This window comes from Pseudoclavibacter sp. CFCC 13611 (assembly GCF_008831225.1).
Lineage (GTDB): Bacteria > Actinomycetota > Actinomycetes > Actinomycetales > Microbacteriaceae > Pseudoclavibacter_A.
The window spans coordinates 410082-427991 of sequence record NZ_WBKE01000001.1; the positions used below are offsets into that span (position 1 = coordinate 410082).

Consider the following 17910-nt stretch of genomic DNA (forward strand, 5'->3'; position numbering starts at 1 on the left):
CATGCGTGGTGTGGTCGATGAATTCTCGACCGTTGCGAATCAGAACTGGAAACTCACTGTAGAGACCTGATTGGATCCAATGCAACCTGAATGTGAATCATATTCGCTTTATTTGAGGAATTGACACGAGAGTTGTATCCATTACGCTAGCCGAGCGAGAGAAAGGTGAAGGCAATGGCGCTTCCACGACTGCGGGGAACCGATCACATCGGTTTCACCGTGCCCGACCTCGAACAGGCCCATGAGTTCTTCGTCGACGTGATCGGCTGCGAGCACGTCTATACCCTGGGTCCGTTCCAGAGCGATGATGACTGGATGCAGACGCACTTGAATGTGCACCCGCGAACAGTCATGCGCGAACTGCGCTTCTACCGCTGCGGCTTCGGAACGAACTTTGAGGTATTCGAATACGAACCTGCTGAACCGCCGCAGCGACAGCCGATGAACAGCGACATCGGCGGCCATCACTTGGCGTTCTACGTCGATGACCTCGATGATGCCGTCGCGTATCTGCATGGTCGGGGCGTGCGTGTGCTTGACGAACCCACCGCAAGCTCCGGTGCGAGCACCGGCCAGCGATGGGTTTACTTTCTCTCACCCTGGGGCATGCAATTCGAACTGGTGAGCTTTCCTCAGGGCAAAGCGTATGAGCGCTCCAGCGAGACGCTGCTGTGGGATACCCGTCATCCAGAGCGCTGAGCGTTCGAAGTCTTAAATTCTCAAGCGATGCTCGACCGGATCGGGCTTCAGAACGGATGTCTGTGCCCCCACAGCATCCCCCTCCAGAATAAAAAGGAACATTCAACGATGAATACCTCGCTTTCCCAGAGTGCAGATACGCCACCTGGACCAGGAATCGCTATCGACACGCCTGCGGTCAGTCACCAGCAGCGGCGTCGCTCGCTGGTCTCGAGCACGGCAGGCAACATCCTGGAGTGGTACGAGTGGAGCGCCTATTCGGTGATGTCGCCGTTCATCGCGGCTGCGATGTTCGACTCGAGCAACCCCGCATCGGGACTTCTCGCCGTCTTCGCCGTGTTTGCCGTCGGGTTTCTCATGCGCCCGGTCGGGGGGATCTTTTTCGGATGGCTCGGCGATCGCATCGGGCGCAAGGCGATTCTGCTGATCACCATGCTGCTGATGGCGGCGGCGTGCTTCGCCATCGGGCTCACTCCGGGGTTTGCCACGATCGGTGTGGCCGCCTCAGTGCTCCTGCTGCTGCTGCGGTGTCTGCAGGGGTTCGCGCATGGCGGTGAGTCGAGTGCGTCGACGACCTATGTGGCCGAGATCGCTCCAGCCGGAAAGCGCGGCCAATGGGGGTCGGTGTCGGGAGTCTCGATCATCGGTGGCAGCGTGCTCGCCTTCCTCATCAGTGCCGTGCTGACGACGTGGCTGGGGGAGGAAGCGATGGCGACGTACGGCTGGCGCATTCCGTTCCTGCTGGGCGGTGCCATGGCCATCGTGGTCTTGTGGATGCGACGCAGTATGCATGAGAGTGATGTCTTCGACGCTCACCAGAATGCCGATGCCCCGCAGAAGCTCAGTCGCAAGAAGATCACTCTGATCACGTTGCGCATGATCGCATTCACCTCAGGGCTGACCTGCGTGAACTACGTCTGGATGACGTATATGACGACGTTCGCCATTAAAGAGCGAGGGATGCAGGCAGACGCCGCCTTCTGGGCGACGATGGTCGGCCAGCTCGTGTGCTTGGCGTCGATGCCGCTGATGGGGAAGCTCTCAGACCGCATCGGCCGCAAACCGATGATGTTCGGCTTCGCCGTGCTCGCGTTCGTCACCACGATTCCGCTGACGCTCATGGTCGGGGCTGCGCCTTGGACGCTGGCATTGCCGGTCGCCGCCTCACTGGTGATGTGGGCGATGTGCCAGTCGATCTATCCCGCTATTCAAGCCGAGAACTTTCCCACCTACGTGCGCAGCCGCGGCATTGGATTCGCCTATTCGATCTCGGTCGCCCTGTTCGGCGGCACCGCACCCTACCTGAACCAGCTCTTTGTGTCTCTCGGCGCAGGATGGATGTTCTCGGTGTACGTCATGACGCTGTGCGTCGTGTCGTTCGTCGCGACCCTGTTCTTCCCAGAGACCAAGGGTGCCGATCTCAACAAACTCAAGCTCTAATCACTCCTGACTGCAGGCCGGTATCGTGCCGGTCTCGTCAATCCCCCACACAGAAAGACAGGAACTCTGATGACATCCCTCGATCAGACGGACAGTGACTCGCCTTCGTCTCAGGCTGACCACGTCGGCATTCGCGATCTCGATCGCGCAGGCAAACTGCGCTCGCTGCGCGCTGCCATCGTCGGTAACCTGCTCGAATGGTTCGACTGGACGCTCTACGCGCTTTTCTCGACATACATCGCTGCGTCGTTCTTCGACTCCGGTGATCCGACCTCGGCATTGCTGTCGACGCTGCTGGTGTTCGCAGGCGGGTTCTTGGCCCGGCCCATCGGCGGGTTGGTCTTCGGACGCCTTGCCGACCGCAAGGGGCGCAAGTTCTCGCTGGTCGCCACGATGATGACGATGGCTGCAGGCAGTCTGGTCATCGCTCTGATTCCCTCTTATACCGCTATTGGCGTCTGGTCGTCGGTGCTGCTGCTGGCAGCTCGTCTGATGCAGGGGCTTGCGCACGGAGGTGAGGCAGGTACCTCGTATGCCTACATCGCCGAGATCGCTCCACGCGAGAAGCGCGGCTTCTGGGCGAGTTCAGTCTTCACCGCGGTCACCGTGGGAGTGATGACTGCGACGCTGCTCGCTGCGCTCATCACCGGCATCCTGCCGAAGGATGCAGTGGGTGCGTGGGGGTGGCGAGTCGCATTCGTGATCGGGGCGCTGCTTGGTGTGTATGCGTTGTTCCTGCGACGCAACGCCGCGGAGACGATCGAACTCGAGCCCGACACAGCTGAGTCAGCCGCCGTCGAAACCGAGCAGGTCAGCGACGCCGAGCGGCGCAGGCGTCGTCGTCTGATCCTGCGTTTCGGCGGTCTGGTGCTGATGCTGTCCGCCGGACAGAATGCCTGGTACTACACGTGGGGTACCTTCGCTTCGTCGTACGCGATCTCTTCACACGGCATGGATGCCAACGGTGCGTTCATCGCAAGCCTTCTGGCACAGCTGGTTACCGTCTGCTTCCTGCCCTTCGCGGGCCGTCTCTCAGACCGCATCGGTCGTCGCCCAATGATGATGACGTTCGGGCTCGGGTCAGCAGCGCTCGTCTTCCCGATACATGCACTGCTTGGTCAGGCGTCGTGGACTCTCTTCGTCTCGCAGGCGATCGGCATGCTGCTGTGGGCATGTGCAGCGGGGATGTACCCGGCGCTGATGTCGGAACTGGTCAGCACACGTACGCGTGCGGCGGGCGTCGGATTCGCCACCTCTCTGTCGGTGGCGCTCTTCGGCGGTACGGCTCCGTACCTGAACACATGGTTCACCTCAGTCGGTCAGCCTTGGATCTTCCAGATCTATGTCGCGGCACTGTGTGTGCTCGCTTTCTTCGCCGCTTGGATCATGCCTGAGACCAAGGGCATTAATCTTGCCGATGACGATGTAATCCAGGCCGAAGGCGGTCTGGAGGCTGCCGGGGCAGCGAAAGAGGCCTGAGCGAGCGTGAACACGTTGGTGAGGGCAGGCGTTCCGCGGGAGGCATACCGCCGGGGAACGCCTGCTCACGCCTCAAAGATGTCGTCGGCGACCTGCAACGCGAGTCGTGTGCGACGAATGTGCAGCTCAAGCAGCTGTGAGGCGCTGTGCACGTCACGGCGTCGGATCGCGTCGAGCAGCAAAGTGTGCTCATGAGAGATCATGTCACGCCCGGGGTTCGACTGCTGCTCGATGAACCGGCGCCGATAGAACTGGGTGGTGTTCCACAGCCGCTGTACGGTCTCGCGCAGAAACGTGCCGCCTCCGCGCGAATACGTCATGAAGTGAAATGCTCGATCTTTGATGACCACCTTGTTGAGATCGGGTTCGGCGTCGATGTCTCGACGCATATCGTCGAGCGTGTGGACGTCCTCGTCGCTGAGGTGAAGCATCGAGGCTTCGAGCAGCAGCGGTTCGATGCGCTCGCGCACACGGTAGACCTCGGTGCATTCCTCGCGCGACAGCGCCGTCACCCATGCCCCGGTGTGCTCGACGAGAGTGATGAGGCCTTCGGTGGACAGAGTCTTCAGCGCCTCCCGGACAGGCACGCGGCTCGATCCGATGAAGTCGGCGAGTCGCTCTTGAGTGAGCCGCTCACCGGGGATGAACTGTCCGTCGAGAATCGCCGTGCGCAGCGCGTCGACTGCGCGCACGCTCGTAACGGGTGCGAGAGTCTCACGTTCGGCGGCAGACGCAAGGTCATCGTGCGTCGAATCAGGCGATGGCATTTCAGCAGCTTATCCGATGAGTCGGTCGAGCTTTGATCGCACGCCACCGGGCGGCAGGTCGAAACTGCCTGACCGTCTCGTCAGCGAGGTCATGGCTCGTCGATGCGGATGCTGACAGCTTCTCAGAATGAAGACGATAGGAGAAACGATATGAACGAGAACAGCCAGGACACAAGCACCACACACGCCTCGGATGAAGCGCCGGTGGTGGCGATTACTGGGGGAGCATCCGGTATCGGCTTCGCCGTCGCTCAGCGTTGGGCGGCTGAAGGCGGTCGGGCAGTGCTGTTGGACCTGAACCCGGACGGGCTGAAGCAAGCCTGTGCCGAACTCGGTGAGGCTGCTCGTGGCGTGCAGACTGACGTCACCGATGACGCATCGATCACCGCAGCGTACGACTCCATCGCTCACATCGAGGGTCGGCTGGACGCTGTAGTCAACTGCGCTGGAGTCTCTCGCCCCGCGCCCAGCGATGAGATCTCGGACACCCAGTTCTGCTCACTGATCGACATTCATATCAATGGGTCTCAGCGTTCTTCACGTGCCGCGTACCGACTGCTCTCGGAGTCTCCGCGGGCTGCGATCGTCAACCTTTCTTCGGTTGCCGCGCAGACGGGAATGCCGCAGCGCGCCGCATACTGTGCAGGTAAAGCCGGCATCGAGGGACTGACGCGAGCCCTTGCCGTCGAATGGGCGCGCGCTGGCATTCGCGTCAATGCAGTGGCACCGGGGTACATCCGAACCGCGCTCACAGACGGGCTGATCGAGCAGGGCAAACTGCGGGTTGATCGCATTGTGGCCCGCACACCCATGGGACGTCTCGGTGAGCCCTCTGAGATCTGCGAGGTCATCGATTTTCTTCTGTCGCCGCGTGCCTCCTTCATCACCGGCCAGAGCATCGTCGCCGATGGCGGGCTGACCGTCGATGGCGACTGGTACTGAGCTGCTGCGCTGAGCACCAATAACTCGAAACAAACGATCGAAGTCAGTGGCTTGCTCCGGTGGGATCACCGCGGGCCGTGACGAATGAGAACAATGAGATGAGAGACGAGACGCATTATGCATGATTCTGCAGATCAGGACAACGAGAACTTCCAAGACCCAACAGGCGGCGTCGGCGCACCGAGCGGTTCAGACGACCGCAGTACTGCACCTGAGCCAAGACTCGTCGATGAAATGCCAGCCTCGGCGCAGGCTCATGGAAGACGCACCGCTCAGGACGACTCTTCGGGTGAGAACTCGCGTGAGGTGACGTTCGACTTCACCGGGCGTCGTGTGATCATCACCGGTGCCGCTGGAGGTATCGGGCGGGAGCTGGCGAAGCTCTTTCGTCAGGCAGGGGCTGACCTGGCACTTGCCGATCTCAGCGTCGAGGCGCTCGACGCTGCAGTCAGCGCGCTGCCTCAGGGCAGCGGGACAGTGCTGACGGTGCCCTACAACGGGGCGGATCCGGAGTCAGCTCAGCACTTGGTCGACGTCGTCACCGAGCAGTTCGGAGGTATTGACGTGCTTGTACCTGCCGCGGGAATCTACCCGCGCCGGGCCGTCGCCGAGATGACCGATGAAGAATGGCGACAGGTGATGTCGATCAATCTCGACGGCGTGTTCACTCTTGTGCGCCGCGCCTTGCCATCGTTGGGCGATCGTGCTGCGATCGTGCTCTTCGCCTCTGTCGCTGGGCATAGAGGCAGCCGACTTCACGCCCATTACGCGGCGAGCAAGGCCGGAATCATCGCTTTGACGCGCAGTCTGGCGTTGGAACTCGGCCCAGAGGTGCGAGTGAACGCGGTCTCCCCGGGCACGATCATGACACCGATGGTAGGGGATCTCGTCAAAGACCGTGGAGAAGCGATGCTGCGCGACACCCCGTTGCGACGAAACGGCGAGCCGATGGAAGTCGCTCGAGCTGTGGCCTTTTTGGCCAGCGATGCGGCGAGTTTCATCACTGGCGAGACTTTGCACGTCAATGGCGGACTGTTTATGGCTGGGTGATTCTGGTTCGGTGCCGCATCGTCACGCGCGCCGGTCGCGCAGCATGATCTCGAGCGCCTCACGAAGCACCGCATGCTCGTGCCGCAGCTGCTGATTCTCGAGTTGCAGCTGATCGAGCAGCACGAACGGGTCGCTCGACCTCGGCACGCTGAAGACATCGGCGTCGGTCGGGCGGCCCAGATCGTTCGAACGAGCTGACGCAGGATGCTGAAGCAGGTCGTCCTCCCGAGTCGCCGGAGCCGCACTCGAGTAGGTCATGGTCGGCTCTGCAGAGGCCTCTGAAGAGAAGATCCCGAAATCAGTGGTCTCGAATTCACCGGATGCGAATCGTGCCGCCTGTGAGTCCGCAGAATCGAGCGGTGCGGCTGCTGCGGCGCCGATGTCGAACGATCTGGCGTCGAACTGGCCCGCGTCGAACTGACCCGTGTCGAACTGTCCCGTGCCGAACTGTCCTGGGCCGAACGACCCTCCGTCGGCATCTGCGGTGTCGAAGAGTGCGACGTCAGCCTCGTCGACGTGCGATGCAGCAGCCTCGGCAGAATCTGCGGCCGAGCTCGCCTCGGCGACCAAGTCGAAGATCGAGTTGATGGGTGCCGCAGCTGGGGTCGAAGCCAGATCCGAGGCGATAGGTGCGCTCGCAGGTCGTTGACGTGCAGACCGCGCATCGACCGAGCGTCTGGTCTGAACTGGAACCGCGAACGGATCCGACCAAGTCTCTTCGGTCTCGTCTGCAGCATCCGTCGAATCGGCGTCACCATCGCCGTGACCCTCGCCCAGGCCGGCAGCGGCGAGTTCGGCTGCGACTTCGGCACCGGCCCCGAACAGCGGACTGAGTGCGCCAGCCGATGTGGGGGCCAGGTAGTCGGGCACTGCACGCTCGGCAGCGGATGCCGCAAGCAGCTCGGCTGACAAGGCGGCGGTGAGGTGCGTGGCTGAGTCGGCCGCAGCCGACACCGGGGCCAGACCTGGCTGGGACTCCAGCCCCGACCTGACGAACCGATCGGCCTTCTCATCCTCATGCTGCTGAGCCTCGGCGGCGGCGGATTTCGCAGCCTGTTCGGCAGCATCCCGCTCGGCCTTGCGTGCGGTCTCGTTCGAGGTGCGGCGTGCTTCGTCGAGGGCCGCCTGCACGACATCCTGCTTGGGAAGGTGTACCTGATCGGCCTCGACCTCGAGCCGGCGCATCACTGCGCGCACGACGCGGTCGATGACGTTGTTCCAGTAGTCAGTGGTGTGCGCGGCCACTTTGCGCACGTCGACGCTGACATGCTGCAGCACTTCGTGCAGAGCTTCCACGCGCGCAGACGGCACACCTTTGACCGTCTCAGAGCGCGAGGCCTTCTCGAACGCAACGATCACAGCGTGGCTGTCGGTATAGAGAGTGACGTCGTGCGCATCTGGGTGCGCCATCACTGCAGCGATCGCTGCGAGCACTTCAAGCTGGTTCACCGACGGAGCCTTGCGCATGCCGACCCAGTGATCGGGCTGTTGGTTGTCGGAGCATGGGCTGACCCAGCCGTACACGCCGCGCTTCTCGTTCGGATCGAATGAGGCGTCGGTGTAGACAGTGATGCTCTGGCCGGCAGCGCTGGTCTTCTTGGGTCTCATCGCCTTAACAGTAGTCGGGTGCGTGCGGATGCGTGCGTGTAGGTGCTGCGGAGGCCTGACGGCTGTCGGCGTCTCGCGCGACGTCTGCGATCTGTTCGTCGCAGCCTGCGGCTATCGATGCACGATCTGCACCTTTTGTGGGAATCGGCGCGCAGAACCACAAAAATCGCTTATCAGAACCGTGTCTGCGGGGGCGTGAGCGGTTCCTGAGTACTCGACTGCCCCGCTTCTGTCGATTCAGTTTCAACCTCGGGCTCCGAGCTCGGGCGATCCGTACAGGACCGCACAGACAGCCCCGAGCGAGGCGGCCGAACTGCGGCTGAATCTGTGCAAACTCCACACGAAAACCACAGCATGACTAAACTATTGGCGGCATTGGCACGCATCCACCCCGACCAGCGGCTCATAAGGCATACAGTCGGCGGTTGAAAGGTGCGGCGTCGGCAGCCCACAAGGCAGAAGAAATACGGATGTGCGGGTCACGATCCGAGAAGATCCAGCGACCTGCGGAGCAGCGACACCGACCCCTGCGTTCGATCGCAGGAGGAATCGCCCGAATCACGACTGCAGCGCACCAGCACACTGCAGCGCACCAGCACACTGCAGCGCACCACAGCACCACAGCCGCCCGGGCCCCAGCCCGCCACCGGCACAAAGAGAGGATGTGACTCAGCAATGAGTCTTTTCGCGCGCAAGACGATCACACAGGTCAACGAGGATCTCGCAGATCCGGAACGGCAGCTCAAACGCGAGCTCACCGCTTGGGACATCGCGGTCATGGGCGTCGCGGTCGCGGTCGGTGCGGGCATCTTCTCGGTCGGTGCGCAGGCGGCGGCCAACTACGCGGGCCCGGCGGTCATCATCTCGTTCGTGATCGCTGCGGCGATCTGCGGCCTGGCCGTGATGAACTACGCCGAGTTCGCCTCGGCTGTGCCCGTCTCGGGTTCGGCCTATACCTTCTCGTATCTCACCATGGGCGAACTGATCGCCTGGATCATCGGCTGGGATCTGATCCTGGAGATGCTGATGGCCGCCTCGGTCATCTCGAAGTACTGGGGCATCTACGTGCGAAACGTGTTCGAGTTCGTCGGCTGGGATATTCCCACGGATGTGCAGGTCGGCCCGTTCACCGCATCCTGGCCGCCGATCGTCATCGTCGCGATCTTCACCACGCTGCTCGTGGTCGGCACGAAGCTCACCACACGAGTCAACAACATCTTCACCGTCATCAAAGTCGGCATCACGATCTTCATCGTGCTTGCCGGGGCGTTCTACGTCAAAGCCGCAAACTTCGTGCCGTTCCTGCCACCGAGCGAGCCCACCGCCGGCGGCAGCGGAGCCGCAGACGTCATGCATCAGTCGCTCTTCAGCTTCATGATCGGTGCCGACCCCACCCGTTATGGGGCCTACGGTCTGCTTGGCGCCGCCGCACTCGTATTCTTCGCGTTCATCGGATTTGACATCGTCGCGACCACGGCCGAAGAGACCAAAGACCCGCAACGCAACCTGCCGCGCGGCATCTTCGGCGGTCTCGGTCTCGTGTCGCTGCTCTACATCGCGGTCACCATCGTCGTCACCGGCATGGTCAGCTTTCGTGAAATGGCCGAGCAGCCTGAGCCGAGTCTCGCGACCGCGTTCCAGATCGTGGGTGCGAACTGGGTGGGCACGTTCATCACAATCGGCATCCTGGTCGGGCTCACCACGGTCATCATGGTGCTGCTGCTCGGCCTAGCCCGCATCGTCTTCGCGATGAGTCGCGACGGTCTGCTGCCTCGCGCCATCTCGCACACTTCGAAGCGCGGCACGCCGGCCCGGCTGCAGATCGGCTGCGGAATCATCGTCGCCGTCATCGCGAGCCTCGGCGACGTGAACGAGCTGAGCGAGATGATCAACATCGGCACGCTGAGCGCGTTCGTACTGGTGAGCTTCGCCGTGCCGGTGCTGCGCAAGCGCTACCCCGATGTGCCTCGTGGATTCCGCGTGCCCTGGTCGCCGACTCTGCCGATCATCTCGGGTGTTCTGTGCATCTGGCTCATGATGAACCTCGCGATCGAGACCTGGCTGCGTTTCGTGGTGTGGCTGCTGGTCGGCCTCGCGCTCTACTTCGGGTACAGCTACAGGCACTCCCGCGTGCGTCTCGAGGGCGGCCTCGGCTCCCTGCGCCATGCTGAGAATGCTCTGCTCGCGCCTGCCTCGGCGCTGCCCGTCGAAGAGTCGGCCGAGTCAGATGCGGCGGATGCCGGTGATGTCGCCGACCGCACGCGCGCGGCCGCGGATGCGACGGGGGAGGCGGACTCGGCTGCTGCATCCGCCGATGACAAGGCGAGCTCGAGCGCAATCACCGCAGCCGGCGCTGTGCTCACCTGGCTCGCCGCTGCGCTCGTGCTCGTCATCGTAGTGGGGCTCTTTACCGGGATGCTGACTGCGGCAGGCATGACCGGAGTGCTCGTCTGGGCGGTGCTGCTGTCGGCCATTCCGGGGCTGGTCGTCTCGCACGTGGCGCTGCACCGTGCTGAGAAGAACCATGATGAGCGGGTGGCGCTGGCCGCGGCGGAGTCGACGGGTGCTGTGGTTTCGCAGCATCTTCATGTGGCCAGCGGGGCATCGCGCACCCTGCTCGCCTCGCTGTGCGTCGGATACTCCACTGCGGCCGTCGCGGTCGTGGTGGGCATCGTGCACGTGGTAACTCTGTTCGCATAGAAGTGCCTGTGCACGCCACTTCGCGGCGAGATCTCGCTTCTGGAGCGGTGACGGTGATGGTGGCAATGTGACAGTGACGGCGCCGCGCGTCCGCCATCGGCGCGCGAGTGGTCTGTGCGTCCAGGCGGCGAAAGCACCTCTTCAGAACCGTTAACCCTCAATCTCAACGTGAAACTTTTTCGACACGCCGCCTTTGAGCTTGTCGTTCGGGACTGTCTAGACTAATGGCGTTGTAGTCATTTTCAGGCGCTCGAAGCAGTTGAATGCAGACTGTGTGCAGCGGTTGGTTGACGTACGTACACGTAATGAGAGGTTTGTCAGGGTACATGAAGAACCAGCTTGTTGTCGGTGTTCTGTCAGTCGGTCTGTTCGCGACTCTGTCGCTGACCCCCATTCCTGAGACTTCGGCATTTGGTGTGATCACTCCCGCTTATGCAGATGAAAACAGCGTGCAGACTCCCTCATGGGATGAGATCAATGCCGCCAAAGGTGACGAGAGCAAAACGGCAGACCTCGCACAGCGTGTGCAGGCGAGCCTCTCTGCGCTCGATGCGCAGTTCCAAGATGCTCAGGCTCAGGCAACGCAGGCGCAAAGCGCTGCAGGCGAAGTACAGACCAAGCTCGCAGATGTCGTCAATCGGTTTGTCGATCTGCAGTTTCAGGCGGATGCCGCACGTGAGAAGGCAGAGCAGTCCAAGTCATATGTGGGCACGATTTCAGTGCAGCTGTCACGTACCGGAGGGTTCGGCCTGGGGAGCATGAGCGCGATCTCGGGTGTGCAAGATGTTGACTCGGCGTTGTCTCGCGTTTCGAGTCTTGGGCAGCTCGGTGACCGATACAACGACGCGATGGCGCAGGCGCAGGCTGATGCGCAGCAGGCCGAGTCGCTGGCGGCGCAGGTGCAGGCGCAGCAGGATGCACTCCAGAGTCTCTCAGACGAGTATCAGCAGCGTTCGACTGCGCTACTCCAGGCGCAGAACGACGCCTACAGCCGATTCACCTCGCAGACGTCATTGGTGGCCGATCTGACCGCTCAACAGGCGACGCTTCGCGGTGAGCGCGAAGAGCGCGTCGAACAAGAGCGACAGGCGCTGATCCAGCAGCGCCAGGCTCAGGCCGCGAAACTCGCCCCGGTGCAGGCAGGCGATCAGTCGGCTGAAGAGAGTAAAGCTGCGGCCCCGGTTCGTCAGCAGGCGGCACCGTCTACTCCGACTCAGGCGTCTGCAGCACCTGCTCAGACTCCGGCGGCTGCAGCACCTGCTCCGACTCCGGCTGCACGGCCTGCAGTCACCCCACAGCCTTCACAGCCTGCAGCTACCCCACAGCCCTCACAGACCTCTCCTGCTCCGAGCAGCAGCGGGTCAAGAGGCGCAACGATCGTCAGTGCGGCGCTGGCGTACCAAGGTGTGCCCTACGTCTGGGGCGCCGCCTCGCGTTCTGGCATGGACTGCTCGGGGCTGACGATGCTCGCCTATGCAGCAGCGGGAATATCAGTTCCGCACAGCTCCGGTGCGCAGCGTTCAGCCGGTCGGGTCATCTCACAGGGGCAGGCCCAGCCCGGTGACATCATCTGGTGGCCGGGGCACGTCGCCATCTATCTCGGTGGCGGCAAGATCATTCACGCAGTTCAGCCGGGCGATGTGGTTCGTGTAACGCCGCTGTCGTTCATGGGTGGCACCCCTACCTTCCTGCGCTTCTGATCTTCGAACGCCATCTCGGCCGGGCGGCAGCTGGGGCGTGGCGGCTACAGGGGGCGAGAATCAGATCGGGGCTTGGCCGAAATTCCGCATATGGTGAGAATTCTGCGGAGCTCAGGCTATTTTTCTATCAGATTCATAAGAAATGAGGCTCTGAGGAAGACGTATTGCCCGGAACCCGCTACCATAATGAGCAGCCCGAGATTCTGTGTCACCCCCCCCGACCGGAGTCTCGGGCCTCTTCATGCTCGGCAGCCTCAGAGTAATTTCACCCTGAGAAATCACCTGAGCGCGCTCGGCATTCTCACCTCGGCGCGCCCGGCATGTTCACCCCAATCGTCGGCATGCATGTGATCGACCGTTCGGACGGGCATCGCCGACAGCGGCGAGCGTCATACGGGCATGCACGATACGATGACTTCTGATGTCACTGCTGATCGACAACGAGCCACGCGACTATGACTGGGGCACGCCCGGCGGCATAGCGCGTCTGCGAGGTGTTCCCTCTCGGCGATTCCACAGCGCAGGCGCCTTCGTGGCCAGCGAGGTCTCGGCGGCGCCGACAGCATCGGCAGCAGAGTCTTCCGCGCCGATGCCGGTCGTGGCTGAGCCCGAAGCCGAGCTCTGGCTGGGCACACACCCCACTTGGCCGTCTGTCGTCGTGGACGGCCCGCATGAGGGTGAGACGCTTTCTGAGGCGCTGCAGCAGCTCGGGCGCCCTGCCGACATCGGCTACCTCTTCAAACTGCTCGCGGTTGATCGCCCGCTGAGCGTGCAGGTGCACCCAGACGCCGAACAGGCGAACGAGGGGTTCGTGCTTGAGAATGCGATGAACGTGCCGCTCACGGCCGCTGTGCGCAACTACCGTGACCCGAACGCCAAGCCTGAGATGGTCTACGCCCTGAGCGAGTCGTTCGATCTGCTCGCAGGCTTTCGAGACCCCGAAGCCGTGATCGCCGACGTCGAGCTGATTCTGCGCAGCTGCCAGTCTCGCGCCGAAGAGATCATCTGGCTTGAGCTGCTGCATGCGCTGGTCGAAGCCGACCCCATCGAGGCTGCCGTGCGGTGGATGCTGCAGGACGACGCGGCGTTCGGACGTGCGTTGGCGAATCAGATGCATATTCGCTTCATGGGCGGGTTCGGAGTCTGCGCGAACGAACGCGACGAGGTGCTGCGTCGGCTCGACGAGCACTACCCGGGAGACCGCGGCGTGCCGTTCGGGCTCTTGCTGCGCCACGAGACCCTCGAACGCGGCCAGTCGATCTATCTTCGACCGCGCACGCCGCACTGCTACCTGCACGGCACCGGTCTCGAACTCATGGGGCCGAGCGACAACGTGCTGCGTGCCGGTCTCACCTCGAAACACGTCGACGACCACGAGTTTCTCAAGGTGTTGGACTTCGAGCCGTCTGCGCCCAAGCACCTGTATGAGTACCACAAGAACGACGTCGTCGAGGTGCAGGCCGAAGGGGCCGGGCTGCGGCTCACATTCACGCATGTGAGCGACGGGCAGCGCGCACGCGTACCGTTCCACGACGGAGACATCGCCTATGTGATGCACCACCACGGCGACGGGCGGCTGCTCATTCGCGACGCAGACGGTGCGCAGCTGACGGTGGGCGAGGGGCAGGCTGCAGCGCTGGTAGACGCCCGCGAGCTGCATATCGTGGCTCCGGAGCAGGGGCACGCCACTGTGGTGGTCGCCGGACGCGACAGCTGATCAGTCGCGACAAGGCGTCGGTCGGCGCTGTGTGCGCTGTTGAGTAGGCTGGCGACGTCGGTATTCGGCAGCCGAGCGTCGCTGCTCGAGCGCCGCTTGTATGTATGCGCAAAAAGGGGAGTGACACATGATGCCCGAGAACGAACGACTGAACACTGCCCGACCGCAGAGCGCGCCGCCGCCACGGCTGCCGCAGGCACCCGTGGCGCCCGAGGGCGCAGGCTGGAACGGGAACGGCGCGTGGAGCCAGGGCGAAGTCGTTGGCGCGCTGAGCTCCAGTGAGCTGCAGCAGCAGAGCCGCAGGCAGAAGCGTCGCTGGATCGTCATCATCATTGCCATGGTCTGCATCGGCCTGTTGGTCGCCGCCGGCTTCATCACACGTGCGGTCGGCAACAGCTCCACCTACGGCCCCGAGGCACGTGCTAAGGCATACCTGCAGGCCGTGGTCGACGGCGACGTCGATCACGCGCTCGAACTGTACCGGCCCAACTTGAGCACCGATCAGCGTGCGCTGCTGACCTCAGAGGTCTTCGGCGCATCCTCGGCCAGGCCGACAGCGTTCACAATCGACGGCACGGCCATCTCAGGCGATACCGCAACGGTGAGCGCCGACCTCACCATCGATTCCAAGAGCTACCCGGTCACGATCACGTTGCAGAAGCGCGGGAATCAGGCCGTCATCTTCGACGACTGGGCATTCGCCGATGGAGGCATGCAGAAGATCACTGTGAGCTCGCCAGAGGCAGTCGACACGGTCAACGGTGTGAAAGTGGAGCTCGGCAGCGCTGACGAGATCTCGGTGCTGCCGGGGGCGTACACCTTCGCCCCGAGGCAGAACAGCCAGTATGTGACTTTCGGCGACCCGGTAACGGTCAAAGCGTTCACTTCCGGTGATGGGGACGCCGGTTCGGTGGCGTTCACGGAGACCTGGTCGCAGCAGGGGCGCGACTATGCGATCAATCAGGTGAAGAGCCGCATCGCCGAATGCATGCAGTCTGACAAGTTCGAGCCAGAGGGCTGCAAGCATCTCAAGATGAGTGACCCGGGTTCGTATGCCGTCACTGGCATACGCCGATCCTGGTCGGGCCAGCCGACGATCACCTTCACAGACGAAACGGGGCAGCAGTCTTCCCGATCTGGCGGCTGGGCCGGCTCGTCGAGCTCGGGGCAGGTGCCGGGCGGCCAGGGCGGCCAGAGTAGCCAGGGCGGCCAGAGCGGCCAGGGCGGCCAGAGCAGCGCTGACAAGGCCAATGGCTCGACCGCTGGATCGGTCGTGCTGACCGGCGGCGACATGCACATCGACTATAAGTGGCGCTTTGAAGACGAGGACGACTGGCGCGATGACTCCCGGGTGAACACCGGGGTGTTCGACTACACCACGGTCGTGCCGGTGTCGATCGGCGCAGACGGCACACCGCAGCTCGATTTCAGCTCGTTCTGAGGTTCGCGGTGGGGGGGGGCAGAGGTTCGCGATGGGGCATTGCCGTCGACACGCGGGCGTCAACACACTGAACGAACGACTGAGTAGTCACCCTCTTCATCCTTTGAGACGGCAGACGTCCGTTGCCGGCTGCACGCGCAGCACGGAGCGGGCCATGCGTCTGCGACCAAACGCACGAAACCGTCAACAGCGCTGGAACTTTGCGTCACTGGGGGTGAACTGTAGGGTGAATTTGCGCCGACGGGGGATGGGGATGATACTGGTTGTATCTCCGGTGTGCGCTCGGTTTTGTGCGGCCGGAATTCGTCTTTCTCGGTGAACGATGTGAGTATGCGGGGAGCTTCGGCCTCAAGCGATGCGGATGGGTGGTTGCGTGGCGATTTCGGCAGGCATTGATCCCCCGCGAGCGCCACTGCTTGATGCTGCAGAGCTGCTGGCCCTCGTAGACAATGACTCTGAGCTCGCCCAGCGTGTGACAGATGAGGCCGGTCTGCTGAGGCCAGTCGTCGAAGTCGTGCTCGGTCGCAGTCGTGCCGCCGGTACTGTCGATGACGCGGCACTGGGCGTGCTCACCAATCTGCATCTCTCTGAGCGTGAGATCGACTTCTTCGCCGCCATGACCCTGCCGGTCGCGCTGACACACAGTCTGGCCGTCGAACTCTGGCCCGACAACGACTTTCCTGATCTGCTCGCAGGCATGATCTCCAACGGGCTGATTCTGGCCGATGACGACGACGTCACTGTCATCGGCCGGATTCCTGCGGCGCTGCGAAGAGTCACCCGACAGGAATGCCTGCGACGTCATCCCGAGACGTACGAGCACAACATGCAGCGCATCCGCGAGGCGATGAAGAAGACGGAGCAACCTCCCGCAACACGGCTGCAGCAGGCCTTCGAAGACGAAGACATCGCCGGCATGATCGAGGTGCTGCGGCCGAACCTCTATTCCCTGACCAGTGAAGTGCCCAGTCTGATGTACCGCGCACTCGGAGCCCTGCCGACTGAGGTGCAGACCACTCACCCCGATCTGATGTTCTGTCGAGCCTTTCTCGCTGTACAGGCGAAAGTGCCCGTCACGAATGCAGACAGCACTGTGGTGAGCGAACTCGAAGAGTTCACCCGCTCGCCGTCACGAGAACTTCGTGTGCTCAGCAGCATCCTGGTTCTGCGCCTGCAGCAGAGCTTCGCCGAGAGCGACCGCGTCGCTGAACCCCTGCGAACCAGCACGACCGCGATATCTCGGCTGCATGCCGGTCTGTCTGCTCTGCTCGCCGGGCGCTATGCGACGGCCGCCCGAGACTTCGAAGCTGCACGGCAGATCGCCACTTGTGCCGGTGACCGCATGCTGTGTCGCGATGCCGAGAGCAAACTCGCCGTCACGCGTGTGCTCATGGGCGATTTGGTGGCCGCCGACCGACATCTGCGTCGTCTGCGCACGCTGCCCGAGCCGACCGGACGCATTCGCGAGATGGTGCGCTGCGGTGAGTATACGGCGGCGCTCTTCATCGCCGCCGAACGTCTGGACCGGGATGAAGTCGAACGGCTGATCGGTCTCACCCAGGCTCCAGCCTATTGGCATGACGAACTCTGGCCGTTCCTGCTGCTGGCCTATCGTCGCGCGGCACAGGTGCTTGGCGTGCCGAGCCTGCTGACGGCGATTCTCGAGGAGATTCGCCCCCTGCTGCCCGCAGCCGACGAAATGCCGGCTCAGATCGTCATGATCTGTCAGATCGAGACGATGATCTCTGCTCGTCATCTGGGGGCGGCACATGCGTTGGCCGGCCGCCTCATTGCGCCTGACGCTCTGATCGCCCTGCCGACGCGTGCCCGCCTGGCGTTGTACGCCGGAGAGTTTCATGAGGCTGCTGATCTGTCTGCGAAGATTCTGGCCTTCGACTTGCTCGGCCCGCTCGCTCGTGCTGAAGCGATGACGCTTGCCGCATGCGCAGCATGGTACACAGGGCGCAGCGCAGAGGCGCAGTCGATGCTGCGGGAGGCTGCCGCCATCGCAGATCTGCAGGGCGGGCGACGCTCGCTGGCCGTCGTTCCGGGCAACCTCATGGCACCGCTCTATGCGGCGTGTGAGATGGCAGCCCCGAACTCGTTGATTCCCGATGCGCGGCCTCGGCCGAAGCTGCCGCCGACGCTGTTGCATCTGGTACACCTCATGGCGCAGGGTCGGCCCAACAGCGAGATAGCGAAAGAGCTGCATGTGTCGACGAATACCGTCAAAAGCAATGTTCAGCGGCTCTACCGGGCGCTTGACGTGCACAACAGGGAAGAGCTGTTGACGGTGGCTGCTGAACGTGGTCTGCTGCGCTGACCGGGGTCGCCCTGAGGCATGTAGGCGGGCCAGCTGCTGAGACT

Annotated in this window: 12 protein-coding genes; 10 read left to right on the forward strand and 2 right to left on the reverse strand. The window is 62.9% G+C overall.

From position 1 onward, the window contains the following. Positions 1-174 precede the first annotated feature (174 nt). From F8O08_RS01805 to F8O08_RS01815, 3 genes are all read left to right on the forward strand, one after another. Positions 175-699: a VOC family protein gene (locus F8O08_RS01805; RefSeq protein WP_158042385.1), complete on the forward strand. Its 525-nt coding sequence runs from the start codon at positions 175-177 to the stop codon at positions 697-699. Positions 700-807: 108 nt separating this feature from the next. After that, the gene (locus F8O08_RS01810) at positions 808-2139 is read left to right on the forward strand and encodes an MFS transporter (protein ID WP_158042386.1); all 1332 of its coding nucleotides are present in this window, start codon (positions 808-810) and stop codon (positions 2137-2139) included. 69 nt (positions 2140-2208) lie between these two features. Then, a complete protein-coding gene (locus F8O08_RS01815) occupies positions 2209-3618 on the forward strand; it encodes an MFS transporter (RefSeq protein ID WP_158042387.1) in 1410 nt (469 codons plus the stop codon). A gap of 65 nt (positions 3619-3683) precedes the next feature. On the opposite strand, the gene F8O08_RS01820 is transcribed toward F8O08_RS01815, so the two are convergent. Then, on the reverse strand, positions 3684-4385 hold the full coding sequence (locus F8O08_RS01820) for a GntR family transcriptional regulator (RefSeq protein WP_158042388.1): 702 nt from the start codon (positions 4383-4385) through the stop codon (positions 3684-3686). 150 nt (positions 4386-4535) lie between these two features. Between F8O08_RS01820 and F8O08_RS01825 the strand changes: the two genes are divergently transcribed. Both F8O08_RS01825 and F8O08_RS01830 read left to right on the forward strand, forming a co-directional pair. Further along, positions 4536-5327 (forward strand): SDR family NAD(P)-dependent oxidoreductase, encoded by a 792-nt coding sequence (locus F8O08_RS01825; protein ID WP_158042389.1) that lies wholly within the window; start codon positions 4536-4538, stop codon positions 5325-5327. A gap of 306 nt (positions 5328-5633) precedes the next feature. Then, complete coding sequence (locus F8O08_RS01830) at positions 5634-6377, forward strand: SDR family NAD(P)-dependent oxidoreductase (protein WP_263970012.1); 744 nt, start codon at positions 5634-5636, stop codon at positions 6375-6377. 21 nt (positions 6378-6398) lie between these two features. On the opposite strand, the gene F8O08_RS01835 is transcribed toward F8O08_RS01830, so the two are convergent. Further along, positions 6399-7985 (reverse strand): RNase H family protein, encoded by a 1587-nt coding sequence (locus tag F8O08_RS01835; RefSeq protein WP_158042391.1) that lies wholly within the window; start codon positions 7983-7985, stop codon positions 6399-6401. 675 nt (positions 7986-8660) lie between these two features. Between F8O08_RS01835 and F8O08_RS01840 the strand changes: the two genes are divergently transcribed. From F8O08_RS01840 to F8O08_RS01860, 5 genes are all read left to right on the forward strand, one after another. Beyond that, entirely contained in the window at positions 8661-10685 is a 2025-nt protein-coding gene (locus F8O08_RS01840; protein WP_158038404.1) for an amino acid permease, read from the forward strand. Positions 10686-11134: 449 nt separating this feature from the next. Then, a complete protein-coding gene (locus F8O08_RS01845) occupies positions 11135-12385 on the forward strand; it encodes a C40 family peptidase (RefSeq protein ID WP_192496916.1) in 1251 nt (416 codons plus the stop codon). A 421-nt stretch (positions 12386-12806) separates the two neighbouring features. Continuing rightward, entirely contained in the window at positions 12807-14102 is a 1296-nt protein-coding gene (gene manA / locus F8O08_RS01850; RefSeq protein WP_158038402.1) for a mannose-6-phosphate isomerase, class I, read from the forward strand. Between the two features lie 127 nt (positions 14103-14229). Continuing rightward, the gene (locus F8O08_RS10775; protein WP_192496915.1) at positions 14230-15543 is read left to right on the forward strand and encodes a hypothetical protein; all 1314 of its coding nucleotides are present in this window, start codon (positions 14230-14232) and stop codon (positions 15541-15543) included. A 373-nt stretch (positions 15544-15916) separates the two neighbouring features. Further along, positions 15917-17866, forward strand: coding sequence for a helix-turn-helix transcriptional regulator (locus F8O08_RS01860; RefSeq protein ID WP_192497681.1), 1950 nt, complete (start codon positions 15917-15919; stop codon positions 17864-17866). The last annotated feature ends 44 nt before the right edge of the window (positions 17867-17910 follow it).